Origin of the sequence: Lysinibacillus sp. FSL M8-0216 (assembly GCF_038595555.1) — a bacterium.
Taxonomy (GTDB): domain Bacteria; phylum Bacillota; class Bacilli; order Bacillales_A; family Planococcaceae; genus Lysinibacillus; species Lysinibacillus fusiformis.
This window is the reverse complement of the sequence record NZ_CP152007.1, coordinates 1,031,494-1,054,886: the sequence shown is the minus strand read 5'-3', so window position 1 is coordinate 1,054,886 and position 23,393 is coordinate 1,031,494. Positions and strand designations below refer to the sequence as shown.

Below are 23,393 nucleotides of genomic sequence, written 5' to 3'. Positions count from 1 at the left end.
TTAATACCTCGGCTTTCGATCCATAATTTCTTGCATAAATTGTTCATAATGCTTGTAGCGGTAGTCACGAATTTCCCCTGTCTCTACGGACGCCTTGACTGCACATTTGGGCTCTTTCATATGTAAACAGCCTCTGAATTTACAATGATCCGCTACTCTAATCATTTCTGGAAAACATGCGCCTAATTCTTCTTTCTCAATTTCATCAAAATCAAACGAACTGAAACCAGGCGTATCTGCCAATAAACCATCACAGACCTCAATTAGCTCAACGTGACGCGTCGTATGTTTTCCACGTCCTAGGCTCTGTGAGATAATTCCTGTTTTTAAATTCAATTCAGGAATTAATGTATTTAGTAATGTTGATTTTCCAACACCAGATTGGCCTGCTAGCACAGTTGTTTTTCCCTTTAATATAGGCTGTAATCTTTCCACTAATTCTTCTTCATCTTTATAAGTTTGAAGAACGGTATAGCCCATATTTTCGTAATCAGCGATATAACGCTGTAATTCCTCATGTTCGTTATTTTCTAGTAAATCCATTTTTGTTAGACAAATAATAGGGTGTACATGGAATGATTCTAAAACAACTAAAAAGCGATCGAGTAATATCGTATTGAAATTAGGCTCTTTTACAGAAAAAACCAAGATACCCTGATCAATATTGGCAATTGGCGGCCTAACTAATTCATTTTGACGTTCTAAAATCTTTTGAATAGTGCCATCCGATCCTTCTGTTTCCAATGAATATTCTACAATATCACCGACAAGCGGGGATTCTCCACGATTGCGAAAGACCCCACGTCCTCGGCATTGAATAAGCTGATGACCATCATAAACATAATAATAACCGCTTAACGCTTTTCTTATTTGGCCTTGCGCCATCCAATTCCTCCTTAATTGACATCGTTATAATTAACTTTTTCTTCTAAGATGATTTCTGAGTCACGGATAATTCTATAACTCGCATCTTTGCCTTCTTCAATAACAAGCTGTATATTGTAAGGCGTATCATTTAAAATTTCCAGCTCCGTAACTGGTTCAGAAAATGTATGATTTTTATCTTGAATTTCAATTCGAACTTTTTGAGGTACACCCTCTTCTTTAGGTTTATACTCAATGACTACGGGCTTAAGCAGAAGTTTCTCAGGCTTTTTAGCTGGTCCCTTACTAATTATAACCGAAATAGCAGAACCTTCCTCCACCATAGTACCTGCTTTTGTCAATTGCGAAATTACACTACCAGCAGGGATCGATTCATGATAGTCTTCACGAGATACTCGCCAGCTGAGACCTACTCTATTCACATAGTTATCCATATCCGCTTTCGAATAATTCACAACATTTTCTACTCTGACCATACGAACACCTTGACTTACTTTAAAGGTAATCGTTTCCTCTTTCGCTACCACTTCCGTATCTGCCGCAATACTTTGCTCAATAATTCTACCTTCAGGTTCACGAGAAGGAACTTCCTCTTTCCTTACTTCTTTATACTTTCCTTTTATTAAAGCCTCTACTTGACTATAATTTTGTCCGACATAATTATCAACGGTCGTCGTCTCCACACCTAAACTAACAATTAGGTCAATCTCTGAGCCTTTTGCGCGCATCGAGTTTTTCTCTGGATCGGTTTCTATAACATGACCCTTTTCAATGTCCTCATGATTTCGTTCCTGATGCTCCTCACCAACAACAAATCCCTCGGCTTCTAATTTTTTTGTAGCTTCCTCTACAGTCAAATTTATTACATCTGGGACTGCCACTTTTTTCGGGCTAAATAAATCTGCTGCAAATATGAAGAATAAGAAGATGATAATTACCGCTATTAATAATCCCGCCACAATCTTAGGCCATTTTTTCTTCTTTGCTTTAACAGGAGTAGGTTTTTCTACAGGTTTTTTAGGTGGTGCCTGAGCTGGAGATTTATATTCCACAATGGGTTCAATAACCCTTGTTTTAGTTAAATCTTCATCTTTCTTTAGAGCTTCCTCTTTAATAATTGGAATGGCCTTTGTCGCATCATTATCCACTGGAATAACAAACTTTGGTTCATTTATTCGGGAAGATGATAAGACGGTTTCCAAATCATCATACATTTCTTCCACTGTATTATAGCGATGAGATGCATCTTTTGCTGTAGCCTTGAGCACCACATTTTCCAAGCTTTGCGGAATAGTTCCATCAAAAGCGCGAACTGAAGGTGTTTCCGCTTGTAAATGCTTAAGGGCAATAGAAACAGCTGACTCCCCTGAAAAAGGTAATTCACCTGTTAATAATTCATACAATACAATACCCAGTGCATAGATGTCCGATTGACTTGTAGCCGTCCCACCCCGAGCCTGCTCTGGTGATAAGTAATGCACTGTCCCTAGCACAGAATTCGTTTGAGTAAAGGATGTAGCGCTTAACGTCATGGCAATGCCAAAATCAGTTACTTTGACATTTCCCTCTGCATCCATCAAAATATTTTGTGGTTTAATATCACGGTGAATAATATGATTTTCATGGGCATTAGCAATAGCAGACGTTAATTGCTTCATAATATGCACACTTCTAGACGGAGAAATTGGTGCAAATTCTTGTATGTACTGCTTTAACGTTTTTCCTTGAACAAATTCCATTACAATATAGTGTAGATCCCCATCGTCACCTACATCATAAACACTAACAATATTAGGATGTGTAAGACTTGTGGCAGACAGTGCCTCACGTTGAAAACGTCGATGTAACTCATCCTCATTGGAAAAATCATAGCGTAATATTTTTATGGCTACATCACGATTTAATATCATATCATGAGCTAAATAAACATTGGACATACCTCCGCCACCAATGAGGTCTAATATCTTATAACGGTCACTAATTCTTTTACCTACCAGCATTCTTACACCTCCTCATCCTTTTTAGTTAGTAGCACGAGGGAGATATTATCTTCTCCCCCGCTAGCATTTGCTAATTCTACAAGTTTACGTCCTTTTTCCAATATAGGATCGGGATACGTAATGATCGAAGCCATTTCATAGACAGTTAGTTTATTGCTTAATCCATCTGAACAAATGAGTAAATACGATTTTGGTGCCAACTCTACTTCATAAAAATCTGGTTCTATTGCTTCCTCTGTACCTACAGCTTTTAAGATGAAATTTTTCTTTGGATGCGTCAATGCTTCCTCTTCACTAATTTCTCCATTTTCAACCAGTACATTCACATAAGAATGATCTTTTGTGATTTGTTGTGCACCATCTTCAAAGAAATAATACACACGACTATCTCCAACATGTGCAATGAAACAATGATGTCCTTCTATTAACACTGCAATAAACGTCGTGCCCATTCCTTTACAGTCTTCGTGTGATAAAGAATAGTCATAAATATTTTTATTCAATTGCTTTACTGTTTGTAATAACCATTCTTTCTTTGATGTTGTTGATACAAAATGATGTGCGTCTGCCTGTAAAAAAAAGGTCTCCATCTGTTTTATTGCCATATCACTTGCCACATCTCCAGCATTATGACCACCCATGCCGTCCGCCACAAGTGCTAGCGCAAGCCCGTCAGGACGTTTAAATAATGCAGCACGGTCTTCATTAATTGATCGTTTTAAACCAATATCACTTTCGACTGTGTATTCCAACACTGGTCACCTCGTTTCTTCAGATCTCTCTTGCGCACGTAATTGACCACACGCAGCCGCAATATCAGAACCCTGCTCTCGGCGGATCGTTACGTTTATCCCATTTTTCTTTAATGTTTTTTCAAACGCAAAAATTTGGCTACGAGACGTACGAACATAATCACGTTCTGGTACGTAGTTAACAGGAATTAAGTTAACGTGACATTTAATTCCTTTAATTAAAGCAGAAAGCTCTTCTGCAATTTCTACTGAATCATTTTCACCAGACATTAATCCATATTCAAAACTTACACGTCTGCCAGTCTTTTTAGTATAGTAACGAACGGCTTCCATTAACTCTTCTAATTTATAGGCACGCGCAATTGGCATAAGCTTTTGACGAGCCTCTTGATTTGGTGCATGTAAAGATACAGCAAAGTTAATTTGTAGTTGTTCATCAGCGAATTGATAAATTTTTGGAACGATACCTGATGTGGATACAGTAATGTGACGCGCTCCAATGTTTAATCCCTTTTCATGATTAATCACTTTTAAGAAGTTCATCATTGCATCATAATTATCGAAAGGTTCTCCAATACCCATAATAACAATATGTGATACTCGCTCACTTACTTCATCTAAAGTTTGCTGCACTTTTACAACTTGTTCTACAATTTCCCCAGCCAATAAATGTCGTTTCAAGCCACCTAAGGTTGAGGCACAAAATGTACATCCAATGCGGCAGCCCACCTGTGTTGTCACACAGACAGAGTTTCCATATTCATGGCGCATTAATACCGTTTCTATAGAGTAACCATCTTGCAATTGGAATAAAAACTTAATGGTACCGTCTTTAGACTCTTGCTTGATAATTGTTGACAAGGTAGATAAGGCAAAATTTGCAGCTAGCTTGTCCCGTAATCCCTTTGAAAGGTTTGACATTTCTTCAAACGTCTTAACACGTTTATTATATAACCAATCAAAAATCTGTGCTGCACGGAAAGGCTTTTCTCCGTTTTCCTTTAACCATTCTTCTAATTGATGTGGCTGGAATGAATAAATCGATTCCTTTAAATTTGGTTTTTCCTTTTTCACACGTCGAACTGGCTTTTCTTCTGCCTCTTCAACTAAATCGTTGATACGTTCATTAAATTCCTTTTGATCCAGCATTAGTTGGATTCTCCTTTTTTACGAAAGGCGGCAACGAAGAAACCGTCACTGCCAAAGTCTTGTGGAAAGACTTGAAGCATGCCATTAGCTTGCTTTTCCGCTAATTTTGTTGGTAAAGATTCTAGTTGTATCGCTTCCATTTCTGGATGCGTTGCTAAAAAGGCTTTTACTGTGCCTTCATTTTCTTGTTTATCGACGGTACAAGTACTATACACAAGCTTACCCTCTATCTTCAATACTTTTGTCGCTGCATCTAATAATGCTAGTTGGATTGTTTGAAGATTTTCTAAATCTTCTTCTCGCTTCGTATATTTAATATCTGGCTTACGTCGCATAACTCCTAGTCCACTACATGGTGCATCCACTAAAACGGCATCATAAGACTCTGCTTGTAAAAATTCAGGTGCTTTGCGACCGTCAATTGGGGCTGTTTCAATAATATCTAGCCCTAGACGTTCTGTATTATGGTCGATTAAATCTAATTTATGTGGATGAAGATCTGTTGCTAAAATAGAACCTTCATTTTTCATGATTTCAGCTAAATGCGTTGTTTTACCACCTGGTGCTGCACACATATCCAAGACACGCATACCAGGAGATGGGTTTAGAACATTGGCTGGTATCATTGAACTCTCGTCTTGAATAGTAATATGCCCCTCTTTAAATGCATGAGTACGAGCGGGTTGACCATTTGTTAAGTGTAGACATTCTGGGATGACCTCACTTTGCTTCGCTGTTAAACCTTCCGCTTCGAGTTCCGCTATCGCTTGCTCAACAGTTACCTTCGTTGTGTTGACACGAACAGTTTGCATAGGTGGTACATTATTTTCATGTAACATTCCTGTAGCTACTTCTAGACCGTAATTATCAACAAAACGTTGTACTAGCCAAATCGGATGACTTGTTTCAATAGCAAGACGCTCTATTGGATTTTCAATATCAGTTATAGCAGGTACACCTTGACGCAAGACAGATCTTAAAATACCATTGACCGTCGAAGCAATACCACGATGCCCTCGGCGCTTCGCAATTTCTACTGCCTCATTAACGGCTGCATGCGCTGGGATACGCGTTAAATACTGCATTTGATACAAAGATATACGCAATAACCAACGAACCCAATGATCTATAGAGCCACGGATAAAAGGCTCTAAATAATAATCAAGGGTCATTTTATGTTGCAATGTGCCATAGGTTAATTCTGTTAATAAAGCACGGTCCTTCGCCTCTATTTTATGTCGTTTAATGGTTTCATTGAGAAGTAAATTGCTATAGGCTTGATTTTTATCAACTGCTAACAGAATAGACAATGCGGCGTCTCGCACATTTCCATCCCAAATTACTACACTTTTTTTACTCATTTAAATTGGTCCCCAATCTGTAATTTAGAACCTGTACCACGTAAATATTCCTCAGCTGTCATGCGCTTTTTACCTGCAGGTTGTACATCAAATAATGCTAAGGTTGTCCCATTGCCTGCCGCTACTTCAAAATGATCTTTTGCAATCGCTACTACAGTACCAGGAATCGTATCATGCTTGCTATTGCCAATAATTGCCCACCATACTTTAAAATTCCCATCCTCAAAAGTTGTATATGCTACAGGCCACGGATGAAGTCCGCGTACTTGATTGTAAAGAGTTGTGGCATCCTTTGTCCAATCAATACGTTCCTGTTCTCTCGAAATATTGCTCGCAAAAGTAACTTGCGTTTCATCTTGAACTGTACGGCTATTTGTTCCATTAATAATAGATGGAAGTGTGTCCTTTAATAAATCACGACCAACTATACTTAGCTTTTCAAAAAATCCACCTGTATGATCATCTTGTTCAATTGGAATAGCTCTTTGAGAAATAATATCACCTGCATCAAGTTTTTCTGCCATATACATAATTGTGACGCCAGTTTCCTTTTCACCATCCATAATAGCTTGGTGAATAGGGGCGCCTCCACGATATTTTGGTAATAACGAGGCATGGACATTAATACAGCCGAGTGCAGGAGCATCCAATAGTTCTTTCGGTAATATTTGTCCAAATGCAGCGGTAATGACTATATCTGGTTGTAACGCAAGAATCTGTTGTAGCTCATTTGATCCACGTAGCTTTTCTGGTTGGATAATAGGTAATCCTAGCTCTAATGCTGCTGCCTTGACAGGTGGTGGTGTCAATACACGTTTACGGCCTACTGGTCGATCAGGTTGTGTCACTACTGCTTTAATATCGTACCCTTCTTCATGTAGCATACGCAAAATGGGTGCAGAGAAGTCAGGTGTCCCCATAAAAATAATCGAAGTCATTTTATTCCTCCTCGTTTGCATACATTTCTTCAAGTTCTTCTGCAGTTATAACACGTTTAATTTTTGAATCAAATAGCACGCCATCTAAATGATCAATTTCATGTAAAATTGCTCTAGCATCAAAGCCCCCTGCTTCTAATTCATAAACACGTCCTTCACGGTCACATGCTTCAATTTTTACATAGCTAGGGCGTTCTACCTCACCATATAATCCTGGGAAACTCAAACAACCTTCAATATCTATTTCCGCCCCATCCGTTTCAATAACAGTTGGATTAACCATTTCTAAAATATCGCGTTCTTCACCTAGTTCTACAATCGCTACTCGTAACCCTATATCAATTTGTGGGGCTGCAATGCCAACACCATCATATTCCACCATTGTGTCATATAAATCATCCAGTAATGTAATGAGTTCATCGTTAATTTCTGTTACTTCAGCACATGGTGTTGAAAGTACTTGTGCTGGGTGTTCGATTACTTTTTTTATTGCCATTTTTATTTCCTCATTTCCGCTTTTAGCTTGAGCCATACCACTTTATTTATTTTTATGGTCTTATGCTCGTAAAACTGTGTTTATACTCTCTTATATAGTAGACGGATCTAAATCTACCGTCATTAATATTCCTTGTTTGATCCAATCTGCTCGATACATAGCGAGCAGACGCTGTAATACTGGAATAAGATTTGGTTCAATTTTATATTTTATCAAACATTGATAACGATATCTATTTTGGAGTCGAGCAATACTTGCCGTCGTTGGGCCAATAATAGCTACTTGATTCGATAAATTTCCACGGAGCCAATCTGCCATACGTCCTGCATATTCAGCAGCCATCATAACATCCTCATGAGAAATCTGAACAAGCGCCACATAGTAATATGGAGGGTAACTGGAACGACGGCGTAAAAACATCTCTCGCTCATAAAATGGCTCATAATCCTGCGTTTTAGCTAATTCAATAGCATAATGCTCAGGTGTATAGGTCTGAATAATTACCTCTCCGGGTTTATCATGTCTTCCTGCCCTCCCACTTACCTGTGTTAAAAGCTGAAATGTACGTTCTGCTGCACGATAATCTGGTAAATGTAAGGAGGTGTCGGCGCTCAGTACACCTACAAGTGTAATATTTGGAAAGTCAAGCCCTTTTGCAATCATCTGCGTGCCCAATAAAATATCTGCGTGCCCTTCACCAAAAGCAGCTAATATTTCTTCATGTGCACCTTTATGCTTTGTCGTATCTACATCCATACGTAATACCCTTGCTTCTGGGAACAGCTTATATATTTCTTCCTCCACCTTTTGTGTACCAGTACCAAAATAACGAATATGATCACTTTGACATTGTGGACATATTTGAGGAACATGTTCCTCATAACCACAGTAATGACATTTCAATTTTTCAGTTGTACGATGATAGGTTAATGAAATATCACAGTTGGGACATTGTACAACGGTCCCACAATCCCGACAGAGCACAAAAGACGAGTAGCCACGTCGATTTAAAAACAACACCATTTGCTCTTTTTTCTCTAATCTAACACGGATTGCTTCTATAAGGGATTGCGAAAACATGGATCGATTTCCTTGTCGAAGCTCCTCACGCATATCTGAAATAAAAACGGTTGGTAATGACTGATGTAAGGCTCTCAGCTTTAATGAAAGTAAGGTATAAACACCCTTTTTGGCTCTTGCAAAAGATTCTAACCCTGGTGTAGCACTACCCAAAATAACAGGGCAATTATAATATTCACTACGCCAGATAGCTACATCTCTTGCATGGTAACGTGGTGAATCTTCTTGCTTATATGTTGACTCATGCTCTTCATCCAAAATAATAAGACCTATATTTGTAAAGGGGGCAAATATTGCTGAACGAGCACCAACAACTACTCTTACTTTCCCTTGTTGGATTTTACGCCATTCATCATACTTCTCGCCCACAGACAATCCGCTATGCATAACTGCAACCATCTCTCCAAAACGACTACGAAATCGCTCCGTCATTTGAGGTGTTAAAGAGATTTCAGGTACAAGCATAATAGCTTCTTTGCCTTCGTTCAACACTTTTTGTATCGCCTGCAAATAGACCTCTGTCTTACCACTCCCTGTTACACCATGCAATAAAAATGTTTGCGCTTGTTGCTTCTCCATAGCCACGGTAATGGCTTGTAAAGCAATTTGCTGCTCATCTGTTAATTGTAAGGCTTGCGTACGTGAAACTTCTTTCGTAAACGGGTCTCGGTATACTTCTTCTTGAATAAATTGCGCCGCACCTTTGTCAATAACGCTCTCTAAAACTGAAGAAGAGACTCCTGCTTCCTCACAAATTTGCTGAGGTGACAAAACTTCTCCTAAATGCTGCCTCATCCATTCTAGTAATAGACGTTGCTTCACAGCTCTAGCTGATTGCTCAATCGCTTTTTCAATAATGCTTGGCTTTTCTATAATTTTCACCATTCGTATTTCTTTTACATGACCCTGTTGTTTCACAACATGATCAATAGTCACCATATTTTGGGCAACTAATTGCTTTAATAAAGGCAGTAAACCTGCACGTTCAAATTCTTTAAAATTAGCCTTTTGTCGTTTACCAAAAATCACTTGTACTTCACTCGGGATATTTGGATCTTCATGTAGCTTTACAATTTTTTCATATTTTGCACGTAATGCTGAAGGTAACATTACTTGTAAAGCATCTATTTCATAGCAAATCGTTTGATTCTTCAACCACTTTGCCATTTGTAGCATTTCATCAGTTAGTACCGGCTCCATATCTAAAATTTGAGCAATTGATTTTAATTTATTGAGGGGCACGTCTGTTTCAGTTTTTATGCCCACGACAAAGCCTAAAACATTTCTAGGACCAAATGGCACTTTTACACGACAGCCCATTTCTATTACATTTACCCATTCAGGTGGTACTTGATAATCGAAGGGACGATCCACATGGTAGGTCGAGACATCTACAATGACTTCCGCTATTAAAAAGCTCATTGCTCCTCACCCTTTAGTATTTGAGCCCATAACGTTCGGGCAAAGTGCTGTGGATTAGTTGTAGCAATAATCTGCCCATTTATTTGAGCTTCCTCACTGAAGTCAATCCAACGCTCCGATTGAATGCTTAGCAGAGGTTCGCCAAGCACTTCTTGTCCAAATGTGACAGCCTTGATACCCTCTACTGAAATAAGTGGTGTTTTCTCTATTGTCGGTACATTAGCTGCATGTATGAAGAGAACCTCTGGGTCCTGATTTTTATAGTTTTCCAGCTGTTGCATCAAATCATTCAAACTACTATCTTCTATTTGAATCACATGTGCTCCTAAGGTCCTGGCTTCATTAGCCAAAGCCTGTCCAATGACACCATTCGCTGGTGGTTTAATCATATGCTTTTCATCGAACGGTACATACAAAGCACCAGCTGTCACTACTACCGTTTTATTAGTAAGTGGTTTTGGTGTAGCCGTCGCTGAAAAAAAATCCTGTACAATAGTTGTTATTTTTTCAGGTTCCTCTAAGCGCCCCTTCCCAACATAGCCACATGCTAAAAATCCTTCTGAAGGCTCGATAAATTGGTAGCCATCTGCTGCTAACCTATCTAAGTTACGCTTTACTGCTGGATGGTCATACATATGTACATTCATAGCTGGAGCTATCCACACAGGCGCAGTAGTAGCAAGTAAGGTTGTTGATACCATATCATCTGCAATTCCATTGGCCAATTTCCCAATTATATTGGCAGTTGCCGGCGCAACTAAAATCAAATCAGCCCAATCCGCTAAATCAATATGGGCAATCACATTTGAATCTTTTTCATCAAATGTGTCAAAATAAACATCATTTTTGGACATCACTTGAAAGCTTAATGGATTCACAAACTGTCTAGCTGAGGCAGTCATTATCACTTTTACGTTCGCCCCTGCTTGTGATAGCTTGCTAACTAGAGCAACAGCTTTATATACGGCAATCCCGCCTGAAACACAAAGTAAAATATTTTTATTCATGCTAGGTGTCTTCCCTTCAAATGATAAGCTCCCAAAGGAGGATTCCCTGGGAGCTCTCGGCATTCTGTATAATCAAATCAACTGCTGACTAACTTGAAGTTAAATTTCGTCTTCGTACACAGTTGACTCATCCTGTGATACTTTCGTAAGTACACCTGCCGCTACTTCTTCAAGTGCTTTTCCTACGTATTTATGAGATACGTACTTGTGTAAACGTTCTGTATTTTGCTCTTCCTGCATTTGACGAGCACGTTTTGAAGCAAGGCTCACTAGTGAATATTTTGAATCGATTTCTTTTTTTAAAGCATCTACTGATGGGTATAACATTGTTTATTCTCCTCTCAACATTGACAAATATCTTTTTTCAACACGTTCTCTACGGCAATGCTCTGCTTTAATAATCGCATTAATACGATCACAGGCATTTGTCACTTCATCATTCTCTACAACATAATCGTATAAGCTCATCATTTCAAGCTCTTCACTTGCTGTAGCAATACGTTTTGCTATGATGTCCTCTGTTTCCGTCCCACGTCCAACTAAACGATCTTTTAATTCAGTTAAACTTGGAGGGGCTAAGAAAATAAATAAGGCATCTGGTGCTTTTTTACGAATCTGCGCTGCACCCTGCACTTCTATTTCTAAAAACACATCGCGACCTGCATCCAGTGTTTCATTCACGTAGGCTAATGGTGTACCATAGTAGTTTCCTACAAATTCAGCATGCTCTAATAAGCCACCCTGTTCAATTAACGTTTCAAAGTCTTCACGTTTCTTGAAAAAATAGTCTACACCATCGATTTCACCTTCGCGAGGATTTCGTGTCGTCATCGAGATGGAATACTCATAATTCGTATTCGGCTGAGAAAATAATTCTTTTCGCACTGTCCCTTTACCTACACCAGATGGGCCAGACAGAACAATTAATAATCCACGTTCTTTTATCATTTATTCTCTATATCTCCCTTAATTTATAACAGACACGTGCAAGTTATTCGATATTTTGAACTTGCTCACGCATCTTTTCTAAAATTGTTTTCGCCTGAACAACAGCAACCGCTGCTTCTGTAGATTGATTTTTCGAGCCAATCGTATTGATTTCACGATGAATCTCCTGCATTAAAAAGTCTAATTTTCGTCCAACTGAAATCGTTTCATGTAACGTTTCTTCCAATTGATTAAAATGACTATCCAATCTGTCTAATTCCTCAGAAATGTCAACGCGTTCTGCAAAAATCGCTACTTCTGCTAGTAAACGGTCATCTAACAAAGTTCCATCTGCAACCTCTGCAATCCGTTCTACTAATCGTGTACGATATTTTTCAACAGCAAGAGATGAACATGAACGTATTTGGTTCACTTGTTCTTTTAACTGTTCCTTATATTGTACAACAACTTCCTGCAATTCTTGCCCCTCACGCTCACGCATAAGTACGAGCTGCTTTATCGCTTGTGAAATCGCATGTTCAACAGCACTAAGTAAATCCTCAGGTGTTAATTGTGGTTTTTGCTGTACGAGTGCTTGCTCTAACGATAAAAGCTCCTGCATCGTCCATTTTTCCTCTAGTGGTACTTTACTTGCTAATTGCTCTTTTGCCTTACGATACGCTTCAATTAATGACCAATTAATCTCTATAGATTGCTCTACATTTTCTAAGTCCTTCACATATACCATCACATCAATTTTGCCGCGTGACAAAGCTTGAGAAATAAATTTCTTTGCAAAAATTTCAGCTTCAAGCCATTCTTTCGGAAATTTAGCGTTAATTTCTAAAAAGCGATGGTTGACCGAGCGCATTTCTACGGTTAATTGAAAGTCTCTAGTTGTTGTGACACCTCTGCCAAAACCAGTCATACTACGCACCAAGGTTCGTCACACCTTTCTTTGCATACTGGGAATATTATAACATAAGCTCTATCGAATATGACGAATCTCCAAAAAAAATTGGATCGAATAAGAGCTAATTCTACCACAATTGAAGCTATATTTTAATATTCGCCTAAAAAATGCTATGATAAACATACAATTAGTGCTCTGCTGAAGCTTGGAAATAGCGAAAGCAAGTGCAAAAAGAAAAAATACGAAAGTACCAAGATGCTTGCTATCATTGGAAAGAGGAATTCATATGGCATTTGACGGCTTATTTACTTATTCAATAACAGCCGACCTACAACAGCTTGTGACAGGTCGAATTACTAAAATACATCAACCTAACGCTCAAGAGGTTATTTTACATGTTCGTGCAAACGGGAAAAATCATAAATTGCTTTTTTCTATTCATTCTTCTTATGCACGAGTGCATCTTACGGAACAATCGATTGAAAATCCAGCAGAACCACCTATGTTTTGTATGCTGCTGCGCAAGCATTTAGAGGGTGGTTTTATTTCCTCCGTTAAACAGCTTGGATTTGACCGTATTATAATAGTAGAAATCGAAAGTAAAAATGAAATTGGCGACCCTATTGTTAGACAACTACATGCTGAAATTATGGGTAGACATAGTAATCTACTTTTAATTGATAAAGAGCAAAATAAAATTGTTGATAGTTTAAAGCACTTACCTCCATCTGTAAACAGTTTTCGTACCGTATTACCTGGCCAGCCTTACTTGGCTCCACCAACACAAAATAAATGGAATCCTCTATTAGTTACAGAGGAAGAGCTAGCAACATTTTTTGTGGAAACTAAAAATGCCAAAGATGTTGTGACACAATTTACTGGCTTTTCACCTCTTCATGCTGAGGAATTATTGTACCGCATGACATCAGCATCCAATCGAGTACAATGCTTTAAGGAATTTATAGCCAGCTTTGCTAATGGTGGAACGAGCCCTATGTATGTATTGGCTGATCATAAAACTTACTTCTCACCAATTGAATTAACTCACTTACATGGAGATATGACAGCATATCCGAATGTTCACGAGCTTCTTGATCGAGTATTCTTTGCACGTGCGGAGCGGGACCGTGTCAAGCAGCAAGCGGGTGATTTAGAAAGATGGCTACAAAATGAAATTGATAAACTGGCTTTAAAAACGAAAAAGCTAACAAAGGACTATGTGCGTGCCTCAAAGCTCGATCAATTTCAGTTATATGGTGAACTGTTAATGGCTAATATTTACTCCTTTGAAAAGGGTGTCAAGGAAGTAACGGTCATTAATTACTACAGTGAAAATAGCGAGGAGATTACGATCCCCGTCAGTGAGCGTAAAACACCTATAGAAAATGCTCAAGGCTATTATACAAAATATACTAAGGCCAAAAATGCATTAATCATGGTGCAACAACAACTTGAAAAAACAAAAGAAGAAATTACTTACTTTGAAATGCTGGCACAACAAGTGCAGCAAGCATCACCAGGAGATATTGAAGAAATTCGTGAAGAACTAGCCGAACAGGGCTACTTAAAGCTACGTCATTCTAAGAAAAAGAAAAAGCCTGTGAAACCTGAACCCGAGCGCTATATTTCTTCCACAGGTATAGCCATCTCTGTCGGCAAGAACAACAAGCAAAATGATATGTTGACATTTAAAATTGCAAAACGCACAGATATATGGTTACACACGAAGGATATTCCAGGCTCTCATGTTGTCATTCATTCTAGTGAACCCGATGAAACAACTCTACGGGAAGCAGCCACATTAGCTGCTTATTTTTCAAAGGCAAGAGAGTCTTCTTCTGTTCCAGTCGATTACACTGACATTCGTCAGGTCAAAAAACCAAATGGGGCTAAACCCGGTTTTGTGATTTACTTCGAACAAAAAACTTTGTATATCGATCCAGATGAGGCACTCATATTACAATTAAAAAAGCAGTCGTAAAGATAGAGACCGAGATAAATTTTCTCGGTTTTTTCTTTTTTTCAATTTATAGCACGTAATCCGTACTATAAATCAATGAAAACAGCCACACCTTGATTGATTCTTACAGACAATCTTCCTTATTATAATAACAATAAAAAAACATATGAATCATCTGAACTGTTTCTTACAACAGTTATTGACTTCTACCTTTTAGCAAAGCAAAATCAAAATATAAAAGATTGAATAGCATTTCGGAAAGGGCGTATCAATATGTCTGTAGGCAAAAAATTAAGTTTCGGTTTCTTTACCATTATTCTCACGTTAATCATTTCATTAATGATTATGTTCATGCTATTTTCAAACATAGAAAAAAAGATTGAAAATGCATTAGAAGTTCACGTAGCCCTTGTGGAATTAGCAGATGATATTCAATTTGAAATGGCCATGCAAGGTCTATTTATCCGCGCCATTATTATCGAAGACAATCCTGCGAATAAAGAAAGTTTTACAGAACATGCAAATTTACTCGATCAGCTAGTAGCTGAAATCAACGAAAAATCAAATTCCTCTGAAATGCATACATATGCAAACGAATTAAATACGTTTAATGATGCTTTTAATAAATCAGCTACTGAGGCACTCGCACTTTTTGAAGCAGGCGACCTAGAAGGAGCTTTACAAAAGGTTAATGGTGAAGTGCAGCAAGCTAATAAAGGCATCCAAGATATATCCAATAAAATTGCGAACTATCAAAAGGGACAACTCGAAACGGTTACACAAGAATCTAAACAAGCTGTGTTCAACTCTCAAATCATTTCAATTATTGCCATCATTATTGGTGTTGTCCTTGGCATTATTCTGATGGTTTATATACAGCGAACTATTTCTCGCCCTTTAAAATCGGTAGTCCATTCAGCAAACCAAATTGCAAACGGAGAATTATTCCATCAAGATGTCACTCACCATTCTAAAGATGAAATCGGTCAACTTTCAACGGCCTTTAATTCAATGAAAGGCAATCTGAAAAATTTATTAACCCATATTCAAGACAATGCTGAGCATTTAACAGCATCAGTAGAAGAACTTTCTGCTTCTACCGAGGAAATTACTTCCTCAGCTGATGAAATAACGGTGCGTATTAATGAAACAGCCAATGTTGCTAAAGCAGCCACAGTTGCTGCCAATGAAAGTGCTCATGCAATGGATGAAACAGCCGTAGGTGTTCAACGTATAGCAGAAGCAACGCAACAACTTCATCACAGTGCTGTAACAACGAATGAATTAGCTACAAACGGGAACAGTACCGTAGAGAATGCTCAACAACAAATGAATGTAATCAATGATTCAACACAAATAATAAATAATCTTGTTCAAAAATTAAGTAAACAATCAGAAGAGATTAGCCAAATCACTACAGTTATTACAGCCATTACCGATCAAACTAATTTATTAGCACTCAACGCTGCCATTGAAGCAGCCCGTGCTGGGGAGCATGGAAAAGGATTCGCGGTTGTCGCTGATGAGGTTCGTAAGTTAGCTGAGGAATCTAAACAATCGGCTAATCAAATTGTTGCCTTAACGCAGGAGATTCAAGAAGATACGCAAAATGTAGAGAAAGCTGTTTTAGATGGCCTCCATTCGGTTACAGATGGAGTCAAAATTATTGGACATGCAGGACAAGCATTTGAGGCAATCGTGAAAGCCATCAATGTAATGACAGATCAAATAGAAGATATATCAGCAACTTCTGAGGAAATTTCAGCTAGCGCAGAACAGGTAGCTGCTTCTGTCGCAGAAATTGCTCACGGCGCTTCAACTAGCTCAGATAGTACACAAATAGTGGCCGCTGCTAGCAAAGAACAAACAATCACGATGCAACAAATCAATCAAGTTGCCGCACATCTAAGTGAAAAGTCCTTAGATTTACAGCATCAAATTAATCAGTTTAAACTTTAATGAAGCAAATGGTGCATTCTTTATATTGGAATGCACTATTTTTTATTCATTATGTTATGTAAATCTTCTGAAGGACAAAGCACAATACCTCAAACAGGAGATTTGGCAAAGAACTTGAACGTTAAAAAAATCAGATTTTTAGTAATTATTTGCATAATCAATCCTCGCCAGTAAGACAAATGACAGCCTCAAAAAAACACTACAAATAAAATGGATTAAATTAGCAAAGGGCGTACAGAATTCAAGGTATTTATATACTTCATCTTTAATGAATAAAACTTAACCTGATTGCATATATACATAGCTAACCTCATTCCAAGGAAATTATTTCAATAGAATATATTTAACATAATCAATCTTTCATTAAATCCATTTTTTTCTTAGTATGGGTACATTTTTTCATAGATTAACTCTATTATTTCTTTTCACACTTCATAATTGGATAATCCTAGAAAATTACAAAATAAGTTTCTTATATATCATTAATAGATAGAAATATTCATATTTCGAGATCATAAATTACAAGAAATTACCTACAAATGAATGTAATTCACTTAGTTTTGCTTAGATTTTCTACAAATCTATACAATATCCTCAAAGTATTACATCTATGACTTTTGTATCATTTTTCAAATATTGATATTATTATCGAAAAAATAGGAATTTTCTATATAGTAAATCATTTTTTTATTTTTATTCTATTTTTGATATTCAGAATAGGTAAATATCAAATTTTTATTACATAAGCACTCTATTTCATTAGCGTGGTAAATCGGAAAAATTTATTATTCTCTTAACTGTCAGATAATACTATATAAATTTGAATCTTTTTTATTTTGTGCACAATGATTTTTTTGGTATATTAAATAGGAGCTTCACAAAAGGCTTAAAAATTGTATAAGGGGGATTCACATGAATAAAAACAAAAAGTTTTTATTACTAACAGTTCTTGCAGTATTTTCTTTAGTACTTGCTGCATGTGGCTTCGGTGGAGATTCGTCTGAAAAATCAAAAGACGATGGAAAAGATTCTGGTTCATCAGAAACAGCTTCTTCAGGCGGCGAATTAAATGTAGTAGTAGCTTCTGAACCACCATCACTTCATCCTGCATTAGCAACAGATACAACTTCTGGAGTTATTCTTACAAATACTTTTGAAGGATTAACAACGCTTGATGCAGACGCTCGTCCAGTTGCAGCTGCGGCTGAAAGCTGGGAAGTTAGCGAAGATCTAAAAACATACACGTTCAAATTACGTGATGCGAAATGGTCAAACGGAGATCCAGTAGTTGCTGGTGACTTCGAATATGCTTGGAAATGGGCATTAAACCCAGACAATCTTTCTGAATATGCTTCAATCCTTTACTCTATTAAAGGTGCTGCAGCATACAACAATGGTGAAGGTTCTGCTGATGACGTAGGCGTTAAAGCTGAAGATGACAAAACATTAGTAGTAACTTTAGAAAACCCAACACCTTACTTCTTAGAATTAACAGCATTCAAAACATACGCACCATTAAACCAAAAAGTAGTTGAAGGTAATGATGAGTGGTACACAGATGCTGGTGAAAACTTTGTAACAAACGGTCCATTCACATTAGGTGAGTGGAGACACAACGATACAATCGTATTAAAGAAAAACCCAGAATACTGGGATGCTGATAAAGTGGCTTTAGATACTGTTAATATCGGTATGGTTGAATCTGAAGCAACAGCAGTAACAATGTTCAAAGGTGGCGAAATTGATTACCTTGGAGCACCTTTCCAATCTGTAGCACTTGATGCTATCGATGGATTTAAAGCTGACAAATCTTTAAATATCAATGACCAAGCTTCTGTATACTGGTACAAGCTAAATACAAAAGATAAAATCACTGGAAACGCTAACATCCGTAAAGCGTTAGCATTAGCAGTTGATCGACAAGGATTAATTGATAATGTTACTAAAGGTGAACAAAAACCTGCATTAGGTATGGTTCCTACTGCGGTTCATGGCTTTGAGGAAGACCGTGGTTACTACAAAGATAATGATATCGAAGGTGCAAAAGCTGCACTTGAAGCTGGTATGAAAGAACTTGGTATTACAAACCCAGCAGATGTAAAAATTAACCTTTCTTACAACACAAGTGAAGCACACGCTGCTATCGCACAATTCGTTCAAGAGAACTGGACTAAAAACCTTGGTATCACTGTAGGTCTTGATAACTCTGAATGGCAAGTTTATTTAGAAAAGCTTAACCAATTAGACTACCAAGTTGGCCGTATGGGCTGGGTTGGTGACTACAATGATGCTTATACTTTCTTAGAAATGTATGACACTGCTGCAAACGGTAACAATGATACAGGTTGGGAAAATGCAGAATACAAAAAATTATTAGATCAATCTAATACTGAAGCAGATCCAGCGAAACGTCTTGAGCTTTTAAAACAAGCTGAAGCAATTGCTGTTTCTGAGTTCCCAGTTGTTCCAATTTACTACTACACGAACCTTTCTGTAGTACAAGATTATGTGAAAGACATGAAGGCAGACATCCTTGGTAACATCTCTCTTAAAGAGGTTAAAGTAGAGAAATAATCAACAACATTTCGCTTATTTAGCTCTACAGCGAAGAGCTGCCTCGTAGCCCCTACGGCGCGAGTCAGCTCTTTTTAAAATACGAAGGCATATATTTGTCAGACAATTGACAAATAGAAGGAGGAGTTTTATGTGATTAAATATATTTTGAAAAGGCTGATGTATATACTTCTCGCGCTTTTCGTCATCGTAACTGTTACGTTTTTCTTAATGCGTCTCGCTCCTGGTAGTCCTTTTGCGAGTGAACGTAATTTCCCACCTCAAATCGAGGAGAAGTTAAACGAAACGTATGGATTAAATAACCCTTGGTATATACAATATAAAGATTATTTAATCGATACGGCCACTTTCAATTTCGGTGAGTCAATGAAATATAAAGCGCGTTCTACAAATGATATGATTTCTGAAAGTTTCCCTGTTTCTTTAACATTAGGGATTGAGGCTATGCTATTAGCAATTGGATTCGGTGTTTTAATTGGCGTAGTTTCCGCGCTATATCATAATAAGTTCCCGGATTATTTGGCAACGTCCTTTGCGGTGCTCGGTATATCAGTACCTTCATTTATCTTAGCAGGTTTAATGCAGTATTTCTTAGCCTTTAAGCTAGGTTGGTTCCCAATCAGTGGATGGAAAGGCTTTGTTTATAGTATATTGCCAGCCCTTGCAATCGCTTTCTCACACATGGGCTTTATTGCAAAGTTAACTCGTTCAAGTATGCTAGAACAAAACAATAGTGAATATGTAAAAATGGCTCGTGCGAAAGGTATTGGTAAATGGACAATCGTATTCCGCCATACATTACGAAATGCCCTATTACCAGTTGTAACGTACATTGGTCCTTTAACAGCTGGGGTTGTTACAGGTAGTTTCATTGTAGAGCAAATTTTCGCTATTCCTGGACTTGGTAAACACTTCGTTCAAAGTATTACAAACCGTGACTATACGGTAATTATGGGTACGACAGTGTTCTATTCCATCATCCTTTTATTTGCGGTATTAATCGTTGATATTCTATATAGCGTAATTGATCCGCGTATCAAGCTGAAAGGAGCGAAAAAATAATGACACAGCAACAAATTGAAAAAGATAAGTTTAAAATTGTTGGTGGCAATCATGAAGCAACGGAAAAATTAGCTGATAAATCAGTCTCCTTTTGGAAAGAAGTATTTCTCCGTTTCTCTCATAATAAATTGGCCATTATCGGTATAATTATTTTAATCGTTGTCATTTTAATGGCAATTTTTGTACCAATTTTATCTCAATATAAAGCAAGTGATCAGCTTGGTGTATACAATGCACCACCATCTGCACAATTTTGGTTTGGAACAGATGATCTAGGTCGTGACATTTTCGTTCGTATTTGGGAAGGAGCTCGTATTTCCCTATTTATCGGAATTGCTGCGGCGGTTATTGACTTAATTATCGGTGTTATTTGGGGAAGTATTTCAGGTTTATCAGGCGGTCGCGTTGATAATATTATGATGCGTATTGCTGACGTTTTAACAGCTGTACCCTACCTTTTAGTAGTAATCGTACTTTTAGTTGTTATGCAACCAGGTTTATTCCCTATGATTATTGCCTTATCTATCACTGGATGGATTAATATGGCACGTATCGTTCGTGGTGAAGTATTATCTATTAAAAATCAAGAATACGTTCTTGCTGCCCGTACATTAGGTGCAAGTACAGGACATTTAATTATTAAACACTTAGTTCCGAATGCTCTTGGTGCCATTTTAGTAACGATGACTTTAACAATCCCATCGGCTATCTTCACTGAGTCATTCTTAAGTTATCTTGGTCTTGGGGTTCCTGCTCCAACTGCTTCATGGGGTACAATGGCTTCTGACGGTAATAAGGCTATAGCTAATGCACCATGGCGCTTGATTTTCCCAGCAGTATTTATCTCACTAACAATCTTTGCGTTTAACGCAGTTGGTGACGGCTTACGTGATGCTCTAGATCCAAAACTACGTAAATAAGGAGGTGGCCGAAATGAGTAAAACAATTCTTGAAGTAAAAGATTTAAAAATTAACTTTAAAACTTATGCTGGGCTTGTTCATGCTGTACGTGGTGTTAACTTTGATTTAAAGGAAGGTGAAACACTAGCTATAGTTGGTGAATCAGGTTCGGGTAAGAGTGTTACGAGTAATGCATTAATGAAACTAATTCCGCAGCCACCTGGTATTTATGAGTCAGGACAAATTTTATTTAATGGCCGTGATTTAGTTCCGTTAACTGATAAAGAAATGTCTAAAGTACGCGGAAATGAAATTGCGATGATTTTCCAAGATCCAATGACAAGTTTGAATCCAACTATGAAGGTCGGACGTCAAATAACTGAAGTAATTTTGCAACATAGAAAAGTTTCTAAAGTAGATGCAAAAAACCGTGCCATCGAGCTTTTAACACAGGTAGGTATCCCCTTCCCTGAGAAACGCTATAATCAATATCCACATGAGTTTTCAGGTGGTATGCGTCAACGTGTGGTTATTGCGATCGCCCTGGCGGCTGATCCTAAGCTATTGATTGCCGATGAGCCAACAACAGCTCTAGATGTTACCATTCAAGCACAAATTTTAGAGCTAATGAAGGAAATTCAAAAGAACTCGAAAACATCTATCATTTTCATTACACACGATTTAGGTGTTGTGGCGAACATTGCAGATCGTGTAGCCGTAATGTACGCTGGACAAATCGTGGAGTATGGTACTGTTAATGATATTTTCTATAATCCAAAGCACCCATACACATGGGGTCTACTAGGTTCTATGCCTGATCTAGATAATGATACAGATGAGTTATTGCGCACGATTCCTGGTTCACCACCAGATCTTACGAACCCACCTAAAGGGGATGCATTTGCAGCACGTAACGAGTTCGCAATGGCCATTGATTATGAACAAGAACCACCAATGTTCCAAGTGAGTGAAACGCATTTTGCAAAAACGTGGTTATTGCATCCTGATGCACCAAAGATTCCTCTTCCTGAAGCAGTTGCTAAACGTATTGAAGGGTATTTAGCAAAGGAGGCACAAGAAAATGACTAAAATTGGTGCTAAAAAAATTCTTGAAATTAAAAACTTAAAGCAGCATTTTGGATCACCAAGTAATCCAATCAAAGCCGTAGATGGTATTAGCTTCGATGTTTATGAAGGTGAAACACTTGGTCTTGTAGGCGAATCAGGTTGCGGAAAGTCAACAACGGGTCGTTCAATCATTCGTTTATATGATATTACAGGTGGCGAGATTATTTTCGATGGGGAAAATGTTCATGGAAAAAAATCTAAAAATGAGTTAAAGAATTTTAACCGCCAAATGCAAATGATTTTCCAAGATCCTTACGCTTCTTTAAATCCTCGTATGACAGCTGGTGAAATCATTGGTGAAGCCTTTGATATCCATGGCCTTTACAAGGAGAAAAATGAACGTCGTGCAAAAATTCAAGAGCTACTTGAAGCTGTTGGTTTAAACAAAGAGCACGCGAATCGTTACGCACATGAATTCTCTGGTGGTCAACGCCAACGTATTGGGATTGCACGTGCGCTAAGCTTAGATCCTAAATTTATCATTGCCGATGAGCCAATTTCTGCGCTTGACGTATCGATCCAGGCTCAGGTTGTTAACTTACTAAAACAACTTCAAAAAGAACGTGGCTTAACATATCTTTTCATTGCCCATGACCTTTCGATGGTAAAATACATCAGTGACCGTATTGCTGTTATGTACCGCGGTAAAATCATGGAAATAGGTAAAGCAGATGATATTTACAATCATCCTGTTCACCCGTATACAAAATCTTTATTATCAGCAATCCCACTTCCTGACCCAATGTCAGAGAAACGTCGTCAACGTATTCCGTACAAGCATACTGAAGTTGACGAAACTGCATCGTATCATGAAGTAGGCGACCAACACTATGTATATGGCACTGCTGATTTAGTTAAAACTTGGGTTAATAATCGATAA

Annotated in this window: 19 protein-coding genes; 7 read left to right on the top strand and 12 right to left on the bottom strand. The window is 37.9% G+C overall.

Annotated features, from left to right (window positions below; translation table 11 throughout):
• The 12 genes from rsgA to MKX57_RS04795 form a co-directional block, all read right to left on the bottom strand.
• Window positions 1-885, bottom strand: coding sequence for a ribosome small subunit-dependent GTPase A (gene rsgA / locus MKX57_RS04850; protein WP_008173764.1), 885 nt, complete (start codon window positions 883-885; stop codon window positions 1-3).
• Window positions 886-896: 11 nt separating this feature from the next.
• On the bottom strand, window positions 897-2,885 hold the full coding sequence (gene pknB, locus MKX57_RS04845) for a Stk1 family PASTA domain-containing Ser/Thr kinase (RefSeq protein ID WP_008173766.1): 1,989 nt from the start codon (window positions 2,883-2,885) through the stop codon (window positions 897-899).
• A 2-nt stretch (window positions 2,886-2,887) separates the two neighbouring features.
• Window positions 2,888-3,637 (bottom strand): Stp1/IreP family PP2C-type Ser/Thr phosphatase, encoded by a 750-nt coding sequence (locus MKX57_RS04840; protein ID WP_008173768.1) that lies wholly within the window; start codon window positions 3,635-3,637, stop codon window positions 2,888-2,890.
• Window positions 3,638-3,643: 6 nt separating this feature from the next.
• Window positions 3,644-4,786, bottom strand: coding sequence for a 23S rRNA (adenine(2503)-C(2))-methyltransferase RlmN (gene rlmN, locus MKX57_RS04835; RefSeq protein WP_008173770.1), 1,143 nt, complete (start codon window positions 4,784-4,786; stop codon window positions 3,644-3,646).
• Complete coding sequence (gene rsmB / locus MKX57_RS04830) at window positions 4,786-6,147, bottom strand: 16S rRNA (cytosine(967)-C(5))-methyltransferase RsmB (RefSeq protein WP_008173773.1); 1,362 nt, start codon at window positions 6,145-6,147, stop codon at window positions 4,786-4,788. The genes rlmN and rsmB overlap by 1 nt, the downstream gene beginning before the upstream one ends.
• Complete coding sequence (gene fmt, locus MKX57_RS04825) at window positions 6,144-7,085, bottom strand: methionyl-tRNA formyltransferase (RefSeq protein WP_008173774.1); 942 nt, start codon at window positions 7,083-7,085, stop codon at window positions 6,144-6,146. The genes rsmB and fmt overlap by 4 nt, the downstream gene beginning before the upstream one ends.
• Before the next feature lies 1 nt (window position 7,086).
• Window positions 7,087-7,581: a peptide deformylase gene (def, locus tag MKX57_RS04820; protein ID WP_043989715.1), complete on the bottom strand. Its 495-nt coding sequence runs from the start codon at window positions 7,579-7,581 to the stop codon at window positions 7,087-7,089.
• A 90-nt stretch (window positions 7,582-7,671) separates the two neighbouring features.
• Entirely contained in the window at window positions 7,672-10,083 is a 2,412-nt protein-coding gene (gene priA / locus MKX57_RS04815; protein WP_090001912.1) for a primosomal protein N', read from the bottom strand.
• Window positions 10,080-11,090, bottom strand: a complete 1,011-nt coding sequence (gene coaBC / locus MKX57_RS04810; protein WP_043989657.1) for a bifunctional phosphopantothenoylcysteine decarboxylase/phosphopantothenate--cysteine ligase CoaBC — start codon at window positions 11,088-11,090, stop codon at window positions 10,080-10,082. Before coaBC ends, priA begins: the two co-directional genes overlap by 4 nt.
• 99 nt (window positions 11,091-11,189) lie before the next feature.
• Window positions 11,190-11,417 (bottom strand): DNA-directed RNA polymerase subunit omega, encoded by a 228-nt coding sequence (gene rpoZ / locus MKX57_RS04805; protein WP_008173785.1) that lies wholly within the window; start codon window positions 11,415-11,417, stop codon window positions 11,190-11,192.
• Window positions 11,418-11,420: 3 nt separating this feature from the next.
• A complete protein-coding gene (gmk, locus tag MKX57_RS04800; RefSeq protein ID WP_008173787.1) occupies window positions 11,421-12,038 on the bottom strand; it encodes a guanylate kinase in 618 nt (205 codons plus the stop codon).
• A 43-nt stretch (window positions 12,039-12,081) separates the two neighbouring features.
• The gene (locus MKX57_RS04795; RefSeq protein WP_043989658.1) at window positions 12,082-12,957 is read right to left on the bottom strand and encodes a YicC/YloC family endoribonuclease; all 876 of its coding nucleotides are present in this window, start codon (window positions 12,955-12,957) and stop codon (window positions 12,082-12,084) included.
• 259 nt (window positions 12,958-13,216) lie between these two features.
• Here MKX57_RS04795 and MKX57_RS04790 point away from each other — a divergent pair, with 259 nt between their 5' ends.
• From MKX57_RS04790 to MKX57_RS04760, 7 genes are all read left to right on the top strand, one after another.
• Entirely contained in the window at window positions 13,217-14,911 is a 1,695-nt protein-coding gene (locus MKX57_RS04790) for an NFACT RNA binding domain-containing protein (protein ID WP_043989659.1), read from the top strand.
• Between the two features lie 252 nt (window positions 14,912-15,163).
• Window positions 15,164-16,849 (top strand): methyl-accepting chemotaxis protein, encoded by a 1,686-nt coding sequence (locus MKX57_RS04785; protein WP_089985298.1) that lies wholly within the window; start codon window positions 15,164-15,166, stop codon window positions 16,847-16,849.
• A gap of 912 nt (window positions 16,850-17,761) precedes the next feature.
• Window positions 17,762-19,423, top strand: coding sequence for a peptide ABC transporter substrate-binding protein (locus MKX57_RS04780; protein WP_008173795.1), 1,662 nt, complete (start codon window positions 17,762-17,764; stop codon window positions 19,421-19,423).
• Between the two features lie 132 nt (window positions 19,424-19,555).
• Window positions 19,556-20,485, top strand: a complete 930-nt coding sequence (locus MKX57_RS04775; protein ID WP_043989660.1) for an ABC transporter permease — start codon at window positions 19,556-19,558, stop codon at window positions 20,483-20,485.
• On the top strand, window positions 20,485-21,405 hold the full coding sequence (locus MKX57_RS04770; protein WP_008173799.1) for an ABC transporter permease: 921 nt from the start codon (window positions 20,485-20,487) through the stop codon (window positions 21,403-21,405). Before MKX57_RS04775 ends, MKX57_RS04770 begins: the two co-directional genes overlap by 1 nt.
• 13 nt (window positions 21,406-21,418) lie before the next feature.
• On the top strand, window positions 21,419-22,474 hold the full coding sequence (locus MKX57_RS04765; RefSeq protein WP_090001915.1) for an ABC transporter ATP-binding protein: 1,056 nt from the start codon (window positions 21,419-21,421) through the stop codon (window positions 22,472-22,474).
• The gene (locus MKX57_RS04760; RefSeq protein WP_342532230.1) at window positions 22,467-23,393 is read left to right on the top strand and encodes an ATP-binding cassette domain-containing protein; all 927 of its coding nucleotides are present in this window, start codon (window positions 22,467-22,469) and stop codon (window positions 23,391-23,393) included. Before MKX57_RS04765 ends, MKX57_RS04760 begins: the two co-directional genes overlap by 8 nt.

Bases quoted from the DNA above. Each gene is read 5' to 3' on its own strand.
- rsgA (WP_008173764.1), bottom strand. From the start codon at position 885: ATGGCGCAAGGCCAAATAAGAAAAGCGTTAAGCGGTTATTATTATGTT.
- pknB (WP_008173766.1), bottom strand. From the start codon at position 2,885: ATGCTGGTAGGTAAAAGAATTAGTGACCGTTATAAGATATTAGACCTC.
- rlmN (WP_008173770.1), bottom strand. From the start codon at position 4,786: ATGCTGGATCAAAAGGAATTTAATGAACGTATCAACGATTTAGTTGAA.
- rsmB (WP_008173773.1), bottom strand. From the start codon at position 6,147: ATGAGTAAAAAAAGTGTAGTAATTTGGGATGGAAATGTGCGAGACGCC.
- fmt (WP_008173774.1), bottom strand. From the start codon at position 7,085: ATGACTTCGATTATTTTTATGGGGACACCTGACTTCTCTGCACCCATT.
- def (WP_043989715.1), bottom strand. From the start codon at position 7,581: ATGGCAATAAAAAAAGTAATCGAACACCCAGCACAAGTACTTTCAACA.
- priA (WP_090001912.1), bottom strand. From the start codon at position 10,083: ATGAGCTTTTTAATAGCGGAAGTCATTGTAGATGTCTCGACCTACCAT.
- coaBC (WP_043989657.1), bottom strand. From the start codon at position 11,090: ATGAATAAAAATATTTTACTTTGTGTTTCAGGCGGGATTGCCGTATAT.
- rpoZ (WP_008173785.1), bottom strand. From the start codon at position 11,417: ATGTTATACCCATCAGTAGATGCTTTAAAAAAAGAAATCGATTCAAAA.
- gmk (WP_008173787.1), bottom strand. From the start codon at position 12,038: ATGATAAAAGAACGTGGATTATTAATTGTTCTGTCTGGCCCATCTGGT.
- MKX57_RS04790 (WP_043989659.1), top strand. From the start codon at position 13,217: ATGGCATTTGACGGCTTATTTACTTATTCAATAACAGCCGACCTACAA.
- MKX57_RS04785 (WP_089985298.1), top strand. From the start codon at position 15,164: ATGTCTGTAGGCAAAAAATTAAGTTTCGGTTTCTTTACCATTATTCTC.
- MKX57_RS04780 (WP_008173795.1), top strand. From the start codon at position 17,762: ATGAATAAAAACAAAAAGTTTTTATTACTAACAGTTCTTGCAGTATTT.
- MKX57_RS04770 (WP_008173799.1), top strand. From the start codon at position 20,485: ATGACACAGCAACAAATTGAAAAAGATAAGTTTAAAATTGTTGGTGGC.
- MKX57_RS04765 (WP_090001915.1), top strand. From the start codon at position 21,419: ATGAGTAAAACAATTCTTGAAGTAAAAGATTTAAAAATTAACTTTAAA.
- MKX57_RS04760 (WP_342532230.1), top strand. From the start codon at position 22,467: ATGACTAAAATTGGTGCTAAAAAAATTCTTGAAATTAAAAACTTAAAG.